Raw genomic sequence first — 17831 nt, forward strand, 5'->3', positions numbered from 1 at the left:
TACAAGCTTTTAAGCTACTGAGGCTCAGGAAACTGCCAATGACTTTTCTGCCAGTCACTTATTTCGCTTTGGGTTAACCCCGTAAAGTGATCATATGCCTGAGTGAAAGTTATTTTCTCGCCGGGGTTAAACTGGTCAGCAGTGTAGAATCCGGGCCTTCCTAAATTGGCCGCAACGTAAAGATGAGTAGCCCCTTCCAGGTTTAGTATACGACGATAAAATTCTAACCCAGCGGTCAATTGCTGGTTCAGCAGGGTGCCATAGCTCCAGAAATCCTCGGTTCCTCCCGAGGTTTGAGAGCCACTTGCAAAGGTTCTACGCCCAAGTTGCATGCGCATACTCTCTAAGGTGGCTTGCATCAATTTGGGGACCTGTATCAGACCGAGGTCAGATGCTCCGATTGCTGCATCTTCCGGAACACCGGCGACTTTCCCACTAAGCAGGTATTTGTTTCGCTCACACACTTGCCAGGCTAGTAAAAGTAAGTTTTCGATGATTTGGCCAGTTGCCAGGCTTAGGTCCGTTGCGACAAAGCTTCCCTGCGAGATAGCAAAATCAAACCCTGGCACAATCAATGGATTGTCCGAATAGCGGTGTAATTCCATTTCCAGGGCTCCGTACCAGTGTTCGAGGCCACGATAAAAAGCCGTTAGATTTTGGGGCATACAGCGCAGACTTACGGGGTCTTGTACGGGACGTCGACCTTCCTGTTTAAAGGCTGTCGCTACGGCTAAAATCGGGTCATTAGCGTCTTTACTGAATGGAGACAGGTAGTTAGTGTCATTGGCCTGGCACAAGCTCGCGTTCGACACGGCCGACGCCATACTTAAAAGCCAATGCGATTTGAGCTCAGGGACCAGGGCAAGTGCGCTACCAAGGTGGACAAAATTACCGTTGAGGAGAGAGATGCCATCTTTAGGCCGGAGCCGGAAGTCAAGTTTTTCACGTTCGGCAAAGTTCAATAATTCTTTAGCAAGGTAAGCCCCTGGAATTACGTCTCCACTGGAGTAACTCGCATCTTTGGGAATTGCCGGCTGAAAATCAGGCGCAGCAATAGCGCCCAACAGCACATCGTACAATTCTTCGCTTATTCCTGTGTAGCCAAGGGCTACTTGATGAGTTTTCAGGTAGGCGATACACCTTCCGGTGAACCCGTCAAAAAAGGAGACTGACGGGAGATGGTGGTTATTGATCAGGATCTCCTGAAAATCTTCCATTTCCTCAGGGCTGAGAACTACATCGTCTTTGTGTCCCGTAAGTGAGTTAACCGCGTAAATTCGTTCTCCTTGCTCAATAAGCTGACCTAAGTGGCTGCGTTCCGCTCTGATCCGGCTTCTGGCTTCATAAAAATATTCCGGAGCCGTGCCTGCCAGGACATGATTAATCAGCTGTACATAAAGTGGTTGCTCCATCAGGCACGATTTTTCAAAGATCTCAGGTAAATTATTGACAGCAACAGCAGCACGCCAATTCCGATCCATTGCATCAAATTTGGGTCGTATTGGCCAAGATCCAACACCCCTCTGAAGGGATCATGAGCGGCTGGTTTGCGCGCCCAGGTAAATTCCGCCAACCCCTTTAAGTACTCCAAAATTGCAACCCCACTGATCAATAACAACAACGTTTCTGCAATCTTTTGGCTACGGTTTACACTCTTTTGATAACTCCGGTTAATAATGCTGGCACAAACCGTTGATTTATTTTCAATATTCTCCAGTAACTCCTGCGTTCCCCACTTCTCCATAACATCCCCCAGAAAGTAAGAGCGAGTGGCCTGAAGGTTGAAAAACAGATCATTATACTCTGTCTTGGTAATGTTAAAGGTCATCACCAGTTCGTCCAACGTTTTACGCATGTAGCGGGTCCTCGTTAGTTTCTTGAGGTTACGGGACAAAGAAATTGAATAGGTTAGGTTGTTGCTAAGGACATCAAACAACGCATAATAATATTGGGCGTAGGTCATTGCATCCATCGCGAAATTAAAATCCGACGATCCGAAATCATCAACTACGAGGTTGTGCCCCCAGCCCAGATAAATATTCTCTTTTTTCGAAGCCTTTTCACGACTGGAAAAAAGTAAAGAATTGTCTCGCTGATCGTCTTTGCGTGTCACGATCCAGGCGTCCGCGAATTTTTCACTCCAGGAAGTTGTTTTTTCAATGACCACCGTTCGGCTTGTCCACAAAGGAATACCGCAAGTTATACAGCGGCCATACGCCTTCCGGTTATTATTCGGATCCTGAATATCCGGAAATCCCAGGTGATGAAAAACCGGAGAGATAAGGGGCACCTTACGGTTTTGCTCCCGCTGAATGATCTTTAAGGTGGGGAAAATAATTGTCTGGTAAACCTCAGCTAAAACCACTTGGGCAATTCTGTTGGTAAACGGCTGTAGAAAAGCCGCTAGTTTGTCCACATCCGGGTCCTTCGGCAACTGAAGAGATACGCCGAACATGAACTGTCCTATCGTATCGTCAAACAACAGAATATTAGTTGTCCCCTCAATTATCCTGGCGTTCTCGATAGAAAAGTTGCACTCTACACAAGCGGCACGAATACCCTCCTTAAGGGCCTGCTGAATGACGGGAGCATTTTTGTCAAGCCGTAATTTAAACAGCTCCGATTTTATTCTTTTTGAGTCCTCTGCGAGGTATTCAAAAACTACGGACTTGTGCTTTTTATCTTCTTCGTTCAGCCGTTTGAATTCGAGATTAGAATGACCATCCGTTTTTATTTTCTCAATATGTTTCTCTGCTTTGATGAACAGTTCTTCCAGCTTTTTCGCGGTTAAACGTTGATTGTGCTCAACTAAAGAGAGATTAGTTCGAAAAGGAGTATGGGTGTAAATCTTTATCTCGTTCATAAAGCTGCAATTTAACAATTCTTACCTAATGCTCCTCTCCCCACCAACGCAACTTCAGCAGGTCCAGGACATAAAGGAAAAGCGTTGGACTAGAGATCAGCAATTTCTTCCCCCAACGCTCCGGGATCATCCTGGCCACAATTAACGCAAAGGGGTATTTTTTAACCATATCGATCAGGCGCGTACGCAGGTGCGGAAATTGTTGGTGGAGCAGGGCAAGGTTCCGGATGGCTTCGCGTTGCTTGCGGAGGAATACGTCGTTGGTTTCCAGGCCAAGGTGAATGACCGGATTGTCAACATGCAAAAGCAATACATCCCGGTCTTTTAATTCTTGCCCCCACAACGTGTCTTCGTGTCCGTAGCCCGCGACATCTTCCGGGAATGGAAACTGCAGTAACACCTCTTTATCCGCCACAAAATTATTGGACTGAAACCCCAGGTATGGTTGCTCGCGTCGTTGCTCAGCGGGGCTGGATTCACGGCTACGACCATAGTGCCAGTGTAACCGCCGGTCTGGTCCGGGAGATGTTTCCTCATAAATTCGCCCACCTACCCAAACGATGGAGAATGATTCTTTCTCCTTCAGTTGCCGAAGCAAATTGAAGTAGGTCAAAAGGAAATCAGGAGAGGGCCAGCCATCGGCATCAAGTAAGAGCAAGTAGGGTTGGGTGGCTTCTCTGGCCATCCGGTTACGAATGGCCGCCCGGCCAAGATTTTTTTCCAGTTCGACGTAGCGGATACCTTTCAGTTGTCGCAATTCTTCCCGTCCCCAATCCCCATCGTCGGGGCTGGCATCGTCATATACCAGTATTTCGACAACCTCTTTCAGTTCAGCCGACTGTCGCAGCAACTCGTGTATCAGCGGGCGGACATCGTACCGGTATGTAGGAATGCAGATGGAGAGCATTAGGTAAAGGTACAGCAGTCATTCCTTTACCTTGTTCCCGAAACTTTTCTTTGCACCTGCGGCCGCGCCTTATTAGGAACTAGGAGCTGGGAACCAGAAGTCTGGGTAAGGTTTTAACAAAAGTGGTAATTAATGATAAAACGAACACAGATGAAAGCCCGCAAAGCAACAGGCTATTTCAAAGGGCTAAAGGTTGAATCCCCGGAAATTAGTAGCCGTTTCACCCCAGCTAGTCTAAGTAAACTGACCTTGGTCAACACCCCGGGCCATACCATCTGCAACGACATAGACCTCCGCATCACGCAGCAAATTTACCGTAATGGGCCTGAACCAGCAGAAAATCCTTAGTTGGTTCAATACGATCAAAGTTGAAGGCAAGCGACTCCGAATAGCGCCAAAGGGCGATGACTACCTGATTAGACTAGAGTAATTCCTACTGCGTATTAACTCCAAGTACGGATAATACACTGGTAGCACCTCAGCCCCACGCCCCCGCACCCACTGCGCCTGGTAGCCGTTGGCCAACCGGAAAGCATCTTCAATAATGTCGGCCTGCTGCTCGTAGTTGAAGTCTTCGAGTTCCGAGTGTTGCTGTAAAGGCTCCAACCCTCCGTAGTTGTAGCCCTCCGGCGTGGTTTGGGCATACAGGGCCCTCGGGATGTATGCCGCACCCCGATGGGTATACTGCCAGATATGGACTACCTCGTGGATCAGGGTCGGCGGCAGCATCGGGCCCCAACTATTGATGGTGTAAAAACTGACGTAGAAAAACCCCGCCCAGGAAGGCCCGATCAGTGCCCGCTCATCGATGCGGATCAGGTGGTAGGGCACACTATCGCCAAAAATGGGAAACAGCAGGTTATATTCCGCAGGAGAGAGTGGCCGGGTTTTGGGAAAAAGGCCGCTGGTGAGCAGTTCGTACAGGTCAAAAAAACCGAGCAGATCCGCCAGGGCAAACAAAATATCGACCAGGCCACGGCCGGAAAATGGTTTATTCACCAACGCGCACAATCGGCGAAAACGAAGACCCGCCAACCGGAAAGGCAGGAGGCTTCGATGCTTGAAATAGGTTAAGCGAGACATAGTGGGAAGGTTGATAGTGCGTAGGCTACCGCGTAGGAGACGCTCGCTGCGCTCCTACGTCACAGGCACAAAAGGATAACACACGAGCGAAACGAGCTGCCGCGTGCGGTAGCCTACCTGCTACTTACTGCAAGGGCGAAGCCCGTCTGCCAAGAAACCGAACGCAGTGAAGTTTCGTCTACAAAGGCTGTGCAGCGGCCGGCTCCCCCACTTCCGTCCGCAGCATTTCCACAACAGCATTGATCCACCGCGGATCATCGTTGAGGGAAGGTACCAATTGGATGTGTTCCCCGCCCCATTCGATGAATTCCTCCTGGTACTCCACGCTGATTTCGATGGTGGTTTCCAGGCAGTCAGAGACAAAAGCGGGACTAAAACAGAGCATTCGCTTCACGCCTTTATTCTTTGCCAGGTCTTCCAGTGTTTCAATGGTATAGGGCTTGGCCCATTCGTCAAAGCCGAGCCGGCTCTGGAAAGACGTAGAGTAGGTACCTTCTTTGAGGCCTAATTCGGCCACTAGGGCTCGAGTAGTGGCATGACACTGCGCGCTGTAGCAGAATTGATTGACCTTTTGGATACTGCTGCAGCAGCTGTTCGTTCCATCGGCGTAGCAATGACAGCCGCTGCGGTCTCCTTTCTTGAGGTGGCGCTGGGGTAGACCGTGGTAGCTGAAGAGGACGTGGTCCCACTGATCCAGGTCCCCGAGGTCTCGGGCATTGTCAGCGAAGACTTTGATCAGGTCCGGGTGGTCGTAGAAGCTGTTGATGAGGTTCAAATTCGGAATCACCTGTTCTTTGCTGAGCAGGCGCATTACTTCCTCGTGTACACTGCCAGTGGAGGCACTTGCATAATGCGGAAAGAGGGGAAACACGGTGATAGAACTTACCTCCTCGGCCAACAATTCTTTAATGGCTTCCTCAATACTGGGGTTTTGATAACGCATGGCCAGGCGGACGATGTAGTCGTCTCCCATTTTTTCGGCTACTGCTTCGGTCAAAATCTCGCCATAGTACTTAAGAGGGCTGCCATTTTCGGTCCAAAGTTCCTGATAGAGTTTAGTGGACCCACCGGGCTTGAACGGGTTGACGATGCCAGAACGGATAGGGGCAATAATACCGCGAACGAGCACCTGTTGGCTGATGCCGGGAAGGTTGTCGATCACCCGTGGATCAGTAAGGAACTGACTCAGGTACCGGTTGACGGCCCGGGGAGTGGGCGCATCGGGTGTACCGAGATTGACGAGGAGGATACCTTGTTTACCGAAGTGTTTCTGAACGTGCATGGGGAAGTAACGGTCTGCGCGCTCATTGGTTTTCATGTGGGTTAGGAAACCTTGCTTTTTTTACCGTTTTCTTGCACCCGCGGCCTCGCCTTATTCGTCTTGTAGTCGGTAGTCTAGTAGTGCTGCCGCAAAGAGATGCCCGCTTCGCTCGTTTTGATAAGGGATAAGGGACCTTGGCTGCCGCGCTATATGGCTCTCTTCCGTTCGTACGCATTTACTGCTGACCAGGGGCCAGTTCGAGTAGCTTCCGGAAATCGATTAATTTTAACACTGCGGTTAGGGCTAAGCCAAAGAAACCAAGGAGTAGGCAGGCTGGCAACCATGACAACACGGACAACTCGACAAGTTGATTCAGGGCGAGGCCGCAGGATGCAAGCAGGGCAGTAAAGAGCAAAAGCCGGCCCCAGGCAATGGTCTTAGCCGGAAGGCTGAGCCACCGGTGGGCCAGCGCCGCTTGAGTCACCGCCACGAACCCTTGCGTCAGCAGGGTGACAGCCGCAGCTCCGGGCGCACCGTAATATGGAAGTACTAGCAGGTTTCCGCCGAGGTTCAGGGCAATTCCTACGGCATAAATTTTATTCATCCGGCCAATGAAGCCCGTTGCGCTCAGCAGCGCACCGTAGGCATAGTTGAGGCACTGCGCTACGAAACTGAAGGCCAGAAAAAAGAGGATCTGGCCGGTGCGGGGCTCGGCAAAGTCGTAGAGCAGCTCAACTATTTCCTGGCAGTAAAGCGCCAGCGGGATCGCTGCGCAAACGGAGCCTGCCAACAAAAGCTGCACGCTGAATTTCAGCAAGGGCAGTAAGCTTTCTTTTTGCGCATAAAGCCGGGCGTACATCGGGATCAGCAAGCCGGCCAGCAGCCAGCCGATCATGTTGAGGGCATCGAGCAAGCGATAGCTGGCGGCGTAGTGGTCGGCCGCCGCTGGCCCGTCGGCCAGCAACCGTTCGATCATGATGGCATCGGTGCGGGTATAGGCCGTGGCCAGGAACACGGCGAGCGCGTAGGGCGCACCGCCTTTGAGCAGCGCCATAAAAGTGGCCCGGGAAAACTTAGGGAGTTTACGCGGTAGCCGATCACGAACGACCAACACCAGCAATGCCGCAGTTACGGCCCAACTCATGAGTTGCAGGCCCGCAAAGCGGAGGATCGTCAGCTCTTCTGGTACGTATAACAATATACCACCAACGGTGAGGATCATGAGGCTCTTGTCCAGAATACTGAACCAACCATCCAGCGCATATTTCCCCAGGCCGGAGAGGTTGGACCGCAGGTACAACACCAGGCTGTTGAAAAACTGAACCGCTCCGGCGATGAGTAGCAGCTGCACTTCTGCAGCACGATAACCAAGCAAATAGCCTATTGGCAAAAGGAGTAAAAAAAAGGCGGTCCCCAGCATCAGCTTGAGGCCAATGAAGTAGGGAAAATACTTTGCTAACAGCTGGCGGTGCCCCGCCAGTACCCGGCTGTTGTACAACTGCAAACCGAAGTCGGCGACCACCTGCAGGAGCATCCCCAACCCCAGCAAGGCGAAATACAGGCCATAATCTCCCTCCGGCAGGATGTTCTGCACTACCCGCTCTACCGCAAACAGATATACGCCCTTCACCAGTAGGTTCAGGGAGACTTGAAGGAGAGCGTTGCGAAAAAACTGGCCAACCATGGTTTGGAGCTATTGGTCTGTTGGTGGTATTGGTCTATTAGGCTACCGAGGCCAAGTGATGGAGAATTACCATTATCTTCACCCTGCGGTTACGAAGGTAGTTCACTTCCTCGTTTCCAATGAAAGCGACATTTAAACGCCAACGGCCCAACAGCACCAACAGACCAATAACACCAATAGACTAACCATGCTCCGCATCATCATTATCAACGGTCCCAACCTCAATCTCCTGGGCCGGCGCGAGCCGGAAATCTACGGCGAAGATACCTTCGACGATTTCATGATTCACCTCAAGGGTAAATTCGTGGACGACGATGTCACGCTGGAGTACTACCAGAGCAACCACGAGGGGCACCTCCTCGATAAACTCCATGACGTCGGTTTCGACTACGACGGCATCATTCTCAACGCCGGCGCGCTAACCCACACCAGTATTGCCATCGCCGACGCTATTGCCGGTATTAAAACGCCAGTAGTGGAGGTGCACATCAGCAACGTCCATAAGCGGGAGGCCTTCCGCCACCACAGCTACGTTTCGCCGGTGGCGGAGGGAGTTATCGTTGGGTTTGGTTTGCGGGGGTATGAACTGGCGGTGCAGTATTTTTTGTAGGCGAGTAACAGCATTCTTTTTTTAGACGACCGAATCAACCACTTGCACCCGTCAAACATTTACTAGGGTACAATTCAATCCTACTTAACATGGCATTTTCAGATCGTTTTTCTAAATCCAGTAACCCTTTCCTCAAAGAGGAAGCCCTTGAAAAGGCTACCCGGACCGAAGTCCTTGATGATACTGGCATTCAAAGGGCGGAAACCGCCCCGATGACCGTCAGCGGTGCCGTCAACAAGTCCTTTATTATGGGCGCCTTGTTGTTAATCACGGCCCTGTACTCCTACACCAGCCCCAGCCCGATGTTTATGTGGGGTGGTGCCATCGGAGGCTTGATCCTGGTCGTGATAATGAGTTTCAAAAAACACCTCTCCCCTACCCTTGCGCCGATATATGCGCTGCTCGAAGGGCTTTTTGTAGGCTCAATAACCGCCATGTACGCCGCTGGTTTCGGTGGCGGCATCGTTTTTCAAGCCGTGTTGCTGACCATTTCGCTCCTGTTCATGATGCTCTTTGTCTACAGAGCAGGCCTCATTAAGGTGACGCAGAAATTCCGGACCGGCATCATGATGGCCACCGGTGGCATCTTTCTGGTCTATATGATCAACATCGGCTTGAGTTTCTTCGGCATCAACATGCCCTTTCTCCACGAAGGCGGCATGCTCGGCATCGGCATCAGCCTGTTCATCATCGGTATCGCCACCCTGAACCTTCTGCTCGACTTCGACTCTTTCGAACGCGCAGCCGCTATGCGCGCACCAAAATATTTCGAATGGTACTGTGCCACCGGCCTCATCATTACCCTGGTATGGCTATACATTGAAGTGCTGCGCTTACTGGCCATACTCTCCAGCAGTGACTAAATGATTCTTGATTGGCAACTCTTAATTGCTGATTCGGTCAAGTACTCGCGAGTGAAGCGAACGGGCCCTTGCGGTAGCACTACCCGCTACCGACTACCCATTACTGAGTGGCTTCGCCGCCTAATCTTTATCTTCGCCCGAAATAACTACCACCCATGGGATTACTAGACGGAAAAATTGCCCTAATCACCGGCGGCTCTCGCGGCATCGGTGCTTCTCTTGTACGGATGTTTGTAGCCGAAGGCGCTAAAGTAGCCTTCACTTACGCCCGGTCTACCGGACCAGCGGAAGCCCTGGTCGCCGAACTTGGCGAAGACAATGCCAAAGCGTACCAGTCTGACGCCAGCAGCTTCGAAGCCGCAGGCGAACTGATCAAGGCCGTAACGGCTGACTTCGGCAATATCAGCATCCTCATTAACAATGCCGGCATCACCCGCGACACCCTGCTGCTGCGCATGAGCGAAGAGCAGTGGGACAGTGTAATGGACAACAACCTGAAGTCCATCTTCAACCTCACCAAGCATGCCCTGCGGCCGTTGATGAAATCCGGTAACGGCTCGGTCATCAACATGTCCAGCATTGTCGGGGTAACCGGCCAGGCTGGTCAGGCAAATTACGCCGCGTCCAAAGCTGGTATCATCGGCTTCAGCAAGTCGCTGGCCAAAGAAATGGGTTCTCGCAATCTGCGGTGCAACGTCATTGCTCCCGGCTTCATCCAAACCGACATGACCGATGAACTCCCGGAGGAACTGAAAGCTTCCTACCTCTCCAATATCCCGCTGAAGCGCCTGGGTGATCCCGAGGAGATCGCCAAGGTGTGTGTATTCCTGGGCTCTGACCTTAGTTCTTACGTTAATGGACAGGTTATTGGGGTTGACGGAGGGTTGACTTAGCGCGGAGCGCTAAGTAGTCTGACAGTTCAGTAGTCAAATAGTAGCCGCCACATGGCTCTGCTCGCTTCGCTCGTAAGGTTCTCGATCATCAGAGCGTAACGAGCAGAGCCATGCGGCAGCACTACTTACTACCCACTACCAAGGCCGAAGACCGTCTATCCAAGAGCGAAGGGAGCACGTACTTGCCGTAGCTACTATTTGACTACTTGACTATCTGACTACCATACTAGTCTTCTCCCGACACCCCATCCCCCCCACCCGTCGTATCTTTGTGGCCCTAACCAACTGTTAATTTTTTTGCCCCAATCGACTCCCGTCATTGATGTTATTATTCCTGCTTACAACGAGGAGGAAAGTATTGCTCTTGTGGTGAAGGAAATTCCACGCTCCTGGGTGAGGGATATCATTGTCTGCAACAACAACAGTAAGGACAATACGGCGCAGGTGGCGCGGGACGCAGGTGCAGTGGTGGTGGACCAGCCCCGGCCCGGTTATGGCTCTGCCTGCCTGAAGGGCATGGAATACATTGCCGCTCGCCCCCTGGCAGAATACCCCGATATCGTGGTTTTCGTAGACGGTGACCACAGCGACTATCCCGAGCAATTACCCGACCTGATAAACCCTATCCTCAACGATGGCGCAGACATGGTAATCGGCTCCCGTGCCCTGGGCGACCTCGAACCCGGCAGCATGCAACCCCAACAAATATTTGGCAACTGGCTGGCTACTACGCTGATCAAACTGATCTACCGCACTGAATTTACTGATCTGGGGCCTTTTCGGGCCATCCGGTACGATCAACTGCTAGCCCTGGAGATGAATGATCCAGACTTTGGCTGGACGGTAGAAATGCAGGTCAAAGCCGCCAAGGCCGGAATCCGGTGCGTGGAAGTCCCCGTACGTTACCGCAACCGCATTGGCGTATCCAAAGTGTCCGGTACCCTGCGCGGTACCATTTTGGCGGGACACAAGATTTTGTGGACCATCTTTAAACTGATCTGACGTTATGACCGGACTAGCCCTTTTCGTACTGGCTGTTTACACGATCTCGTTGCTCTACATTACGGTGTATTGCCTGCTCCAGTTCAACTTGCTGTACCATTACAAGCAAAGCAACAACCCAACCGATCATCCGGTATCTTTTGCTAACCTGGCCCCAGGAGTTGTTGAAGTCAAAGAGCCTGCTCTGGCTGGCGTTGGCAGCGATGCCAAACTATCCGGCACTGCTTTTAACAACGAATCCATTGCACCTGCGGCCGCGCCCGGACAAGCCTACTATCCCTTCGTAACGGTACAATTACCGATTTTCAACGAGTTCTACGTCATTGCCCGCCTCATCGATGCGGTAGCTGAGTTCGACTACCCAAAGGACCGTTTCGAGATCCACATACTCGACGACAGTAACGACGAAACCGTCGCACTGGTGGCCGAGAAAGTAGAAGAATACCGCGCTAAAGGCTTCAACATCTCCCAGATCATTCGAGACAAGCGACAAGGCTTCAAGGCCGGTGCACTACGCGACGCCATGCCGGTAGCCAAAGGAGAATTTATCGCCATTTTCGACGCAGACTTCGTTCCTGATCCCGCCTTTTTGCAGCGAACCATCCCCCATTTTGCCGACCCGGAAGTCGGCGTCGTCCAAACTCGCTGGGAACACATCAATCAGAACTACAGCATCATCACCCGCCTGCAAGCCCTGCAACTGAACGTGCACTTCACCGTAGAGCAGGTTGGGCGAATGAACGGTGGCCACCTCCTGCAGTTTAACGGCACCGCCGGTGTCTGGCGCGCAGCGACCATTGAAGCCGGTGGCGGTTGGCAGCCCGATACCCTGACCGAAGACCTGGACCTGAGTATCCGCAGCCAATTGGCCGGTTACAAGATTCACTTCCTTGAAGAAGTCGGTAGTCCCGCCGAGCTGCCCATAGAAATGAACAGTTTCAAAAGCCAGCAACACCGGTGGATGAAAGGTGGTGCCGAAACTGCCAAAAAGATGCTCCCCGACGTCTGGAAAAGCGACCTGGCCTTTGGCCACAAAGTCCACGCTACCGCTCACCTGCTGGGCAGTACCATCTTCCTTTTCGTATTCCTGTGTGGCGTCTTCTCGGTCCCCTTACTCTTCCTCTTCGGGGAACTGGCCGCCTTAGGTTTCAGCAAGAATTTCTTCGCGGTCTTCCTCGCCGGCCTGCTCTCCGTCATCGGTATCTACTACACGGCCAACGTGCAGAGTGTGGCAAATAAAGAGGAGAGTTTCCTGAAGTCCGTCCTGAAATTCATCCTGCTTTTTCCGCTCTTCCTTGCCCTCAGTATGGGGCTATCGCTGCACAATACCGTTGCGGTATTACAAGGTTACCGGGGTAAGAAAAGCCCCTTCGTTCGCACGCCGAAATTCAACATCAACACCATTAAGGACAAGCTTACTTCCAAGAAATACCTCAGTGGCAAACTCAACCTGATCACGGTGGGAGAAGGACTGCTCTCCCTTTATTTCCTTTTTGCCGTAGCGGGAGGATTTTACCTGCAGAACACCACTTTTATCGTGTTCCACGGCTTACTGGCTTTGGGGTATGGGGCGATTTTTTACTATAGCGTGAAGCATCTTTCGCTGGCGAACTAGCCTTATGGGGAAGAAAACCATTAAGGCACTAAGAAATTAAGGGGCCACTAAGATTTCTCTTAGTGGCCCCTTAATTGTCAGTATCAATGTGTTGGGTGATTAGACAGCCTCTACAACGATTGCAGAAGCACCGCCACCGCCGTTGCACAACGTAGCCAACCCATACTTACCACCCTTGGAGTGCAGTACGTTGATGAGGGTGGCGATGATCCGCGCACCGGAGGTGCCCAGCGGATGACCGAGGGAAACACCACCACCATTGACGTTCATGTTCCCACCATCGAGCTTCAGCTCCTTGGCAAAGGCCATAGGTACGACAGCAAAAGCTTCGTTGACTTCCATGAAGTCAATATCCTTCATTTCCAGACCAGCACGTTTAACTGCAAGTGGAGCGGCCAGCGTAGGTGCCGTAGTGAACCACTGTGGTTCGTGGGCTGCGTCGGCGAAGCCGACGATGCGGGCAATCGGCTTCAGGCCCAGTTCTTTCATTTTGGCTTCACTGACCAGGACCAGGGCCGCGGCACCGTCATTGATCGTGCTCGCGTTAGCGGCAGTAACCGTTCCGTCCTTACTGAAGGCAGGGCGTAAGCTCGGGATCTTCTCAAACTTCACCTTCTTGTACTCTTCGTCTTCCGTGATCACCAGGTCATCTCCCCGGCGTTGGGGAACGGATACGGGAACGATCTCCCGCGCAAAGGTGCCATCTTCCGTAGCGGCGGCAGCCCGCTGGTAGCTGTTGATGGCATAAGCGTCCTGCTCGGCACGGCTAAAGTCATACTTCACAGCTGTCGCATCGGCACAAACACCCATAGCGTTTTGGTCGTAGGCATCAGTGAGGCCATCTTTGGTCAGGCCGTCGACGAGCTTCCGGTCGCCAAATTTGGCTCCCCAGCGCGCATCTGGTACGTAGAAAGGGATGTTACTCATGCTCTCCATACCTCCGGCAACAACGATGTCGTTGTGGCCCAACATGATGCTTTGAGCGCCAAACATGACCGACTTCATTCCGCTGCTACATACTTTATTTACCTGTGTACAGGGAACAGTGTTAGGAATTCCCGCACCTAAGGCAGCCTGGCGGGCAGGAGCCTGGCCGAGATTTGCAGAAACTACATTACCCATAATTACTTCGCCGACCTGATCCGGCGCAACGCCAGCCTTTTCCAGCGCACCTTTAATGGCTGCGGACCCGAGTTGGGGAGCAGATAAAGAAGAAAATACGCCTCCAAAGGAGCCGATCGGGGTACGCACGGCGGCGCAGATGTATACGGTATTTGTGGTGGTGGACATTATCCTGGTTTCATTTAGTTGTTAGAGCAACAAAGTTAATTAAATAGTAGCGTATGGAGTAGCAGATCAGCCTGGTACAGCCCTTATTGCCTCGAAAAATCAACGAGCGTTGCGTAAGGGAAAGGCAAGGCTTCCGGCAGGTTGCCGAGCTTACCTAGGTGTTCTAAGTTTTCTTTTCGGTTAAAGCTACACCCTGCGTAAATCCAGCGTTTTTCCAAATTCCCGCGTTTCCGTCAACCGCTTAACTTCAATGGCTGGTGGTGGCGTGTAGCCTGAATTCAGGTATCGGCTGGTGGTGGTGCCCACTGCTACGGGGTCCACGATCTGTTCGGTTTGACGGGCGGAGTGATTGTATTCCCAGAAACGGTTCACTCGTCGACTCTCCGCCTCCAGGGAATTGACCGGAAAAGTATCGTAACTGCGTCCCCCGGGATGGGTAACGTGGTAAGTACAACCGCCGATGCTGCGCTCGTTCCATTTATCGTATAAGTCAAACGTCAGCGGCACGTCCGGTTTGATGGTCGGGTGCAGGGCGGAAGGCGGATTCCAGGCTTTATAGCGGATGCCGGCTACGTATTCTCCCGTTTTCCCGGTAGCGTCAAGTGGGACCTCAACTTTATTACAGAGCAGTGCGTAGCGGTCAGGATTAAGTCCGCGCAGACGAACCTGGATCCGTTCCACGGAGGAATCCACGTAGCGCGCCGTACCACCACTACCGAGCTCTTCGCCCAGCACGTGCCAGGGTTCGATGGCCGAACGAATCTTCAGTTCGGTCTGTTCCAGACGAATTTCTCCCAGTGCAGGAAAACGGAATTCGAGGAAGGGTTCCAACCATTCCATCTTAAAATCAAAGCCTGCTTCCTTTAAGTATAAAACTACTTCGGCCAGGTCCTGGCGAACGTAGTGGTGCAGCAGAAAGCGGTCGTGCAGGTCAGTCCCCCAACGCACCAACGGGCGGCGGTAGGGCTTGGCCCAGAAGGCGGCGGTCAGGGCACGGATCAACAGAAGCTGGGCCAGGCACATATCCCGGTGCGGTGGCATATCAAAGCCGCGCATTTCGAGGATTCCGAGGCGGCCAGTCGGGCTGTCGGGGCTGTACAATTTATCGATACAAAACTCGGCACGGTGAGTATTTCCCGTAACGTCGATGAGGAGGTTGCGGAAAACACGGTCTACCAGCCATGCCGGCGGATTGGGGTGACGGTCCAGCTGACCGAAGGCGATTTCTAACTCATAAAGCTGATCCTGACGACCTTCATCCACGCGGGGTGCCTGACTCGTAGGACCAATAAAGGGTGAGGAAAACAGGTAGGAAAGGCCCGGATGGTTCTGCCAGAAATTCACGAAGCTGCGCAGCAGGTCGGGCCGACGGAGCAAGGGGCTTTCAGCTGGCGTAGTACCGCCAAGAGTAATGTGGTTACCACCTCCAGTGCCGGTATGCCGGCCGTCGAGCATGAATTTATTGGTTCCGAGTTTGCTTTCTTTGGCCCGTTCGAAAAGGGTGGAATAGGTACTTACGATGTCTCGCCAATTGGTGGCAGGATGCACGTTTATTTCCACTACTCCGGGGTCAGGCGTGACCACCAGTTTAGTTAGCCGGGCGTCGTGCTTGGGTTGGTACCCCTCAATAATAACCGGTGTGTCCATGGCAGCGGCGGTCCGTTCGACGGCGGCCAGCAGGTGCACAAAGCTTTCGTTATCGTGCGGCGGCGGCAGAAAAACGTAGAGGTTGCCATCGCGTGGTTCGAGGCAAAGGGCAGTGCGAACCAGCGAGGGTTTTTCCTCCTTATTTTTCAGGGCGCGGACGCGGGTGCCGGAGGAGGTTACAGGAGCAAGTTCGGTCACATCCGGCAGCTCCGGCAAATCTTCCATAGGGCTGCTTTCAACCACGACTTTCTCCTCTTTAGGGTCCGCCTTCGGCAGCCGGTCCAGCGGTAGACGAAGACCGAGGCCGGAGTTGCCCGGCAGGAGGAAGAGGTGTTCCCGCTTAAAGTCCCAATGACTGCTGGCCCAACGGCTTTCGTCGTGGTCAAACTCCAGCGGGAGGACGTATCCTTTGGGTGTATCGAGCCCAACCTCTAGCAGCTTAGCCAGCGTTTGTCGTTCCAGTTTATCGGCGGGATCTAAGGTACGGGGGTCAACGTTGGTGGGCAGGTTACCCGTTTCCCAGAGGAAATAGAAGGTGTCTTCGTAGGCGGGCATCAGGTTTCCGGGGGGAACGACCAGTTCCTGAGCGAGCCGGCGTCCAAAGGTTTCTGCGGTTGCGGCATCCACTCCGTTATCAATGTTCGGGTCAGCAAGCAGTGCCTGGTTCAGCCACAGGGGTTTACCGTCGGTTCGCCAGTAAATGGCGTATTGCCATCGGGGGATCGGTTCGCCGGGGTACCATTTTCCCTGGCCCTGATGAATGAACCCGGCGGGTGCCAAATCACCCATTAGTTTGACGGCAAGGTCGTAGGCCAACTTGCGTTTTTCGGGCCCGTCGGCGGCTTCGTTCCACTGCTCAGACTCCATATCTTCCTCGGAGACGAAGGTTGGTTCACCCCCCATGGTAAGGCGAACGTCACCAGCCTGAAGCGCCGTTTCCACCTCATCGCCCAGGACGAGAATTTCCTCAAACTGGTTGTCGGTGTAAGGTTTAGTGACGCGGGGCGTTTCCAGGATGCGTTCAACGACGTTGCCGAAGCCGAAGGTTACTTCCGCCGGCTCGGAGAAGCCGGAAAGAGGGGCCGCACTGGCGGGTTCCGGCGTAGCGGCCAGGGGGATATGGCCTTCCCCGGCAAACAGTCCGCTGGTGGCATCAAGACCCACCCAGCCAGCACCGGGCAGGTACACTTCGGCCCATGCGTGGAGGTCGGTAAAGTCTTCGTCTGGTCCGTTGGGGCCATCAATGACTTTTTCGTCGGGCGTCAGCTGCACCAGGTAGCCGGACACAAAGCGTGCCGCCAGGCCGAGATGGCGTAGGATTTGCACGAGTAACCAGGCGGTATCACGGCAGGATCCGTTCCTGCGTTCCAACGTAGTTTCGCAAAGTTGGACCCCTGGCTCCATCCGGATGTTGTAGTGGATATCCTGAGATAGTGCAGTAATGAGTCCTACCAGGAAGTCGACGGTGCGTTGATTCAACAAACTTTGCACCCGCGGCCCCGCCACAAAATTCTTCAACAAGCCCCCTTCCTCGGTAATCTTTAGATAGGGTGCCAATTCCGCCCGTAACTGATCCTCGTATTTGAAGGGGAAGTTTTCGGCATAATCTTCCAGGAAAAAGTCAAACGGGTTGACCGTCACCATATCCGTGATCACCTCAACATCGATGCTAAGTTCACGCGTCTTTTCCGGAAAGACAACTCTGGCCTGGTAGTTACCGAAAGGGTCCTGTTGCCAGTTGATGAAATGTTCCGCCGGGCTGATCTTCAGGCTGTAACCGTGAATCGGGTTGCGCGCGTGGGGTGCAGGCCGTAAGCGAATCACCTGCGGTGATAATTTCACTTCCCGATCGTAAGAATAACTCGTATGGTGACGTATGGCAACGCGGATAGGCATATAAAAGTCTTCTTGGATCAAGGTTAGCAACAATGTGGCTGCTATCATATTGAACCTATCTTGGTCACACAAGTTTAGTCCGCTGCCGGTAAGTCGAACATTCTTCCAGGATTATCCTTTTACCGTGGTAGAGGTTTCTCGAAATATTTTCCTAAATAGTACACTCCCCGGAGTTTCAGGAAGCCTTTTTACGGAAGACTTTCACTATTCGAGCCGG

The 17831-nt window shown here is 52.7% G+C and carries 14 protein-coding genes; 6 read left to right on the plus strand and 8 right to left on the minus strand.

Annotation, left to right across the window (positions count from 1 at the left end; all coding sequences use genetic code 11):
- Positions 1-14 precede the first annotated feature (14 nt).
- From B036_RS0101850 to B036_RS0101860, 3 genes are read right to left on the minus strand one after another with little or no spacing between them, the layout of a single operon-like run.
- A complete protein-coding gene (locus tag B036_RS0101850; RefSeq protein ID WP_020566982.1) occupies positions 15-1412 on the minus strand; it encodes an aromatic amino acid lyase in 1398 nt (465 codons plus the stop codon).
- Positions 1412-2863, minus strand: coding sequence for a hypothetical protein (locus tag B036_RS0101855; protein ID WP_020566983.1), 1452 nt, complete (start codon positions 2861-2863; stop codon positions 1412-1414). Before B036_RS0101855 ends, B036_RS0101850 begins: the two co-directional genes overlap by 1 nt.
- Before the next feature lie 25 nt (positions 2864-2888).
- Positions 2889-3770, minus strand: a complete 882-nt coding sequence (locus B036_RS0101860; protein WP_020566984.1) for a glycosyltransferase family 2 protein — start codon at positions 3768-3770, stop codon at positions 2889-2891.
- Between the two features lie 150 nt (positions 3771-3920).
- Between B036_RS0101860 and B036_RS0101865 the strand changes: the two genes are divergently transcribed.
- Entirely contained in the window at positions 3921-4118 is a 198-nt protein-coding gene (locus B036_RS0101865; protein ID WP_020566985.1) for a hypothetical protein, read from the plus strand.
- A 60-nt stretch (positions 4119-4178) separates the two neighbouring features.
- Here the strand turns inward: B036_RS0101865 and B036_RS0101870 are convergent, their stop codons facing one another.
- The 3 genes from B036_RS0101870 to B036_RS0101880 form a co-directional block, all read right to left on the minus strand.
- Positions 4179-4853, minus strand: coding sequence for a hypothetical protein (locus B036_RS0101870; RefSeq protein ID WP_026231589.1), 675 nt, complete (start codon positions 4851-4853; stop codon positions 4179-4181).
- 178 nt (positions 4854-5031) lie between these two features.
- Complete coding sequence (hemH, locus tag B036_RS0101875) at positions 5032-6171, minus strand: ferrochelatase (RefSeq protein WP_020566987.1); 1140 nt, start codon at positions 6169-6171, stop codon at positions 5032-5034.
- A 178-nt stretch (positions 6172-6349) separates the two neighbouring features.
- Positions 6350-7798 (minus strand): oligosaccharide flippase family protein, encoded by a 1449-nt coding sequence (locus B036_RS0101880; RefSeq protein WP_020566988.1) that lies wholly within the window; start codon positions 7796-7798, stop codon positions 6350-6352.
- 187 nt (positions 7799-7985) lie between these two features.
- Here B036_RS0101880 and aroQ point away from each other — a divergent pair, with 187 nt between their 5' ends.
- The 5 genes from aroQ to B036_RS0101910 all read left to right on the plus strand — a co-directional run bounded on the left by aroQ (position 7986) and on the right by B036_RS0101910 (position 12781).
- Positions 7986-8408, plus strand: a complete 423-nt coding sequence (gene aroQ / locus B036_RS0101890) for a type II 3-dehydroquinate dehydratase (RefSeq protein WP_020566989.1) — start codon at positions 7986-7988, stop codon at positions 8406-8408.
- 89 nt (positions 8409-8497) lie between these two features.
- Entirely contained in the window at positions 8498-9271 is a 774-nt protein-coding gene (locus B036_RS0101895; RefSeq protein ID WP_020566990.1) for a Bax inhibitor-1/YccA family protein, read from the plus strand.
- A 155-nt stretch (positions 9272-9426) separates the two neighbouring features.
- Positions 9427-10164 (plus strand): 3-oxoacyl-[acyl-carrier-protein] reductase, encoded by a 738-nt coding sequence (fabG, locus tag B036_RS0101900; RefSeq protein WP_020566991.1) that lies wholly within the window; start codon positions 9427-9429, stop codon positions 10162-10164.
- Between the two features lie 297 nt (positions 10165-10461).
- Complete coding sequence (locus B036_RS0101905) at positions 10462-11166, plus strand: glycosyltransferase family 2 protein (RefSeq protein WP_020566992.1); 705 nt, start codon at positions 10462-10464, stop codon at positions 11164-11166.
- A gap of 4 nt (positions 11167-11170) precedes the next feature.
- Positions 11171-12781 (plus strand): cellulose synthase family protein, encoded by a 1611-nt coding sequence (locus B036_RS0101910; RefSeq protein WP_020566993.1) that lies wholly within the window; start codon positions 11171-11173, stop codon positions 12779-12781.
- A gap of 99 nt (positions 12782-12880) precedes the next feature.
- On the opposite strand, the gene B036_RS0101915 is transcribed toward B036_RS0101910, so the two are convergent.
- Both B036_RS0101915 and B036_RS0101920 read right to left on the minus strand, forming a co-directional pair.
- Complete coding sequence (locus B036_RS0101915) at positions 12881-14071, minus strand: acetyl-CoA C-acyltransferase (RefSeq protein ID WP_020566994.1); 1191 nt, start codon at positions 14069-14071, stop codon at positions 12881-12883.
- A gap of 186 nt (positions 14072-14257) precedes the next feature.
- Positions 14258-17614, minus strand: coding sequence for a transglutaminase family protein (locus B036_RS0101920; protein ID WP_157471997.1), 3357 nt, complete (start codon positions 17612-17614; stop codon positions 14258-14260).
- Positions 17615-17831: the final 217 nt, after the last annotated feature.

The sequence above is a fragment of the Neolewinella persica DSM 23188 genome (assembly GCF_000373105.1).
GTDB lineage: Bacteria > Bacteroidota > Bacteroidia > Chitinophagales > Saprospiraceae > Neolewinella > Neolewinella persica.

Excerpts from the sequence above, each read along its gene's own strand:
- B036_RS0101880 (WP_020566988.1), bottom strand. The coding sequence starts at position 7,798 with ATGGTTGGCCAGTTTTTTCGCAACGCTCTCCTTCAAGTCTCCCTGAAC.
- B036_RS0101860 (WP_020566984.1), bottom strand. The coding sequence starts at position 3,770 with ATGCTCTCCATCTGCATTCCTACATACCGGTACGATGTCCGCCCGCTG.
- B036_RS0101870 (WP_026231589.1), bottom strand. The coding sequence starts at position 4,853 with ATGTCTCGCTTAACCTATTTCAAGCATCGAAGCCTCCTGCCTTTCCGG.
- B036_RS0101865 (WP_020566985.1), top strand. The coding sequence starts at position 3,921 with ATGAAAGCCCGCAAAGCAACAGGCTATTTCAAAGGGCTAAAGGTTGAA.
- B036_RS0101920 (WP_157471997.1), bottom strand. The coding sequence starts at position 17,614 with ATGCCTATCCGCGTTGCCATACGTCACCATACGAGTTATTCTTACGAT.
- B036_RS0101915 (WP_020566994.1), bottom strand. The coding sequence starts at position 14,071 with ATGTCCACCACCACAAATACCGTATACATCTGCGCCGCCGTGCGTACC.
- fabG (WP_020566991.1), top strand. The coding sequence starts at position 9,427 with ATGGGATTACTAGACGGAAAAATTGCCCTAATCACCGGCGGCTCTCGC.
- B036_RS0101850 (WP_020566982.1), bottom strand. The coding sequence starts at position 1,412 with ATGGAGCAACCACTTTATGTACAGCTGATTAATCATGTCCTGGCAGGC.
- aroQ (WP_020566989.1), top strand. The coding sequence starts at position 7,986 with ATGCTCCGCATCATCATTATCAACGGTCCCAACCTCAATCTCCTGGGC.
- B036_RS0101910 (WP_020566993.1), top strand. The coding sequence starts at position 11,171 with ATGACCGGACTAGCCCTTTTCGTACTGGCTGTTTACACGATCTCGTTG.
- hemH (WP_020566987.1), bottom strand. The coding sequence starts at position 6,171 with ATGAAAACCAATGAGCGCGCAGACCGTTACTTCCCCATGCACGTTCAG.
- B036_RS0101855 (WP_020566983.1), bottom strand. The coding sequence starts at position 2,863 with ATGAACGAGATAAAGATTTACACCCATACTCCTTTTCGAACTAATCTC.
- B036_RS0101895 (WP_020566990.1), top strand. The coding sequence starts at position 8,498 with ATGGCATTTTCAGATCGTTTTTCTAAATCCAGTAACCCTTTCCTCAAA.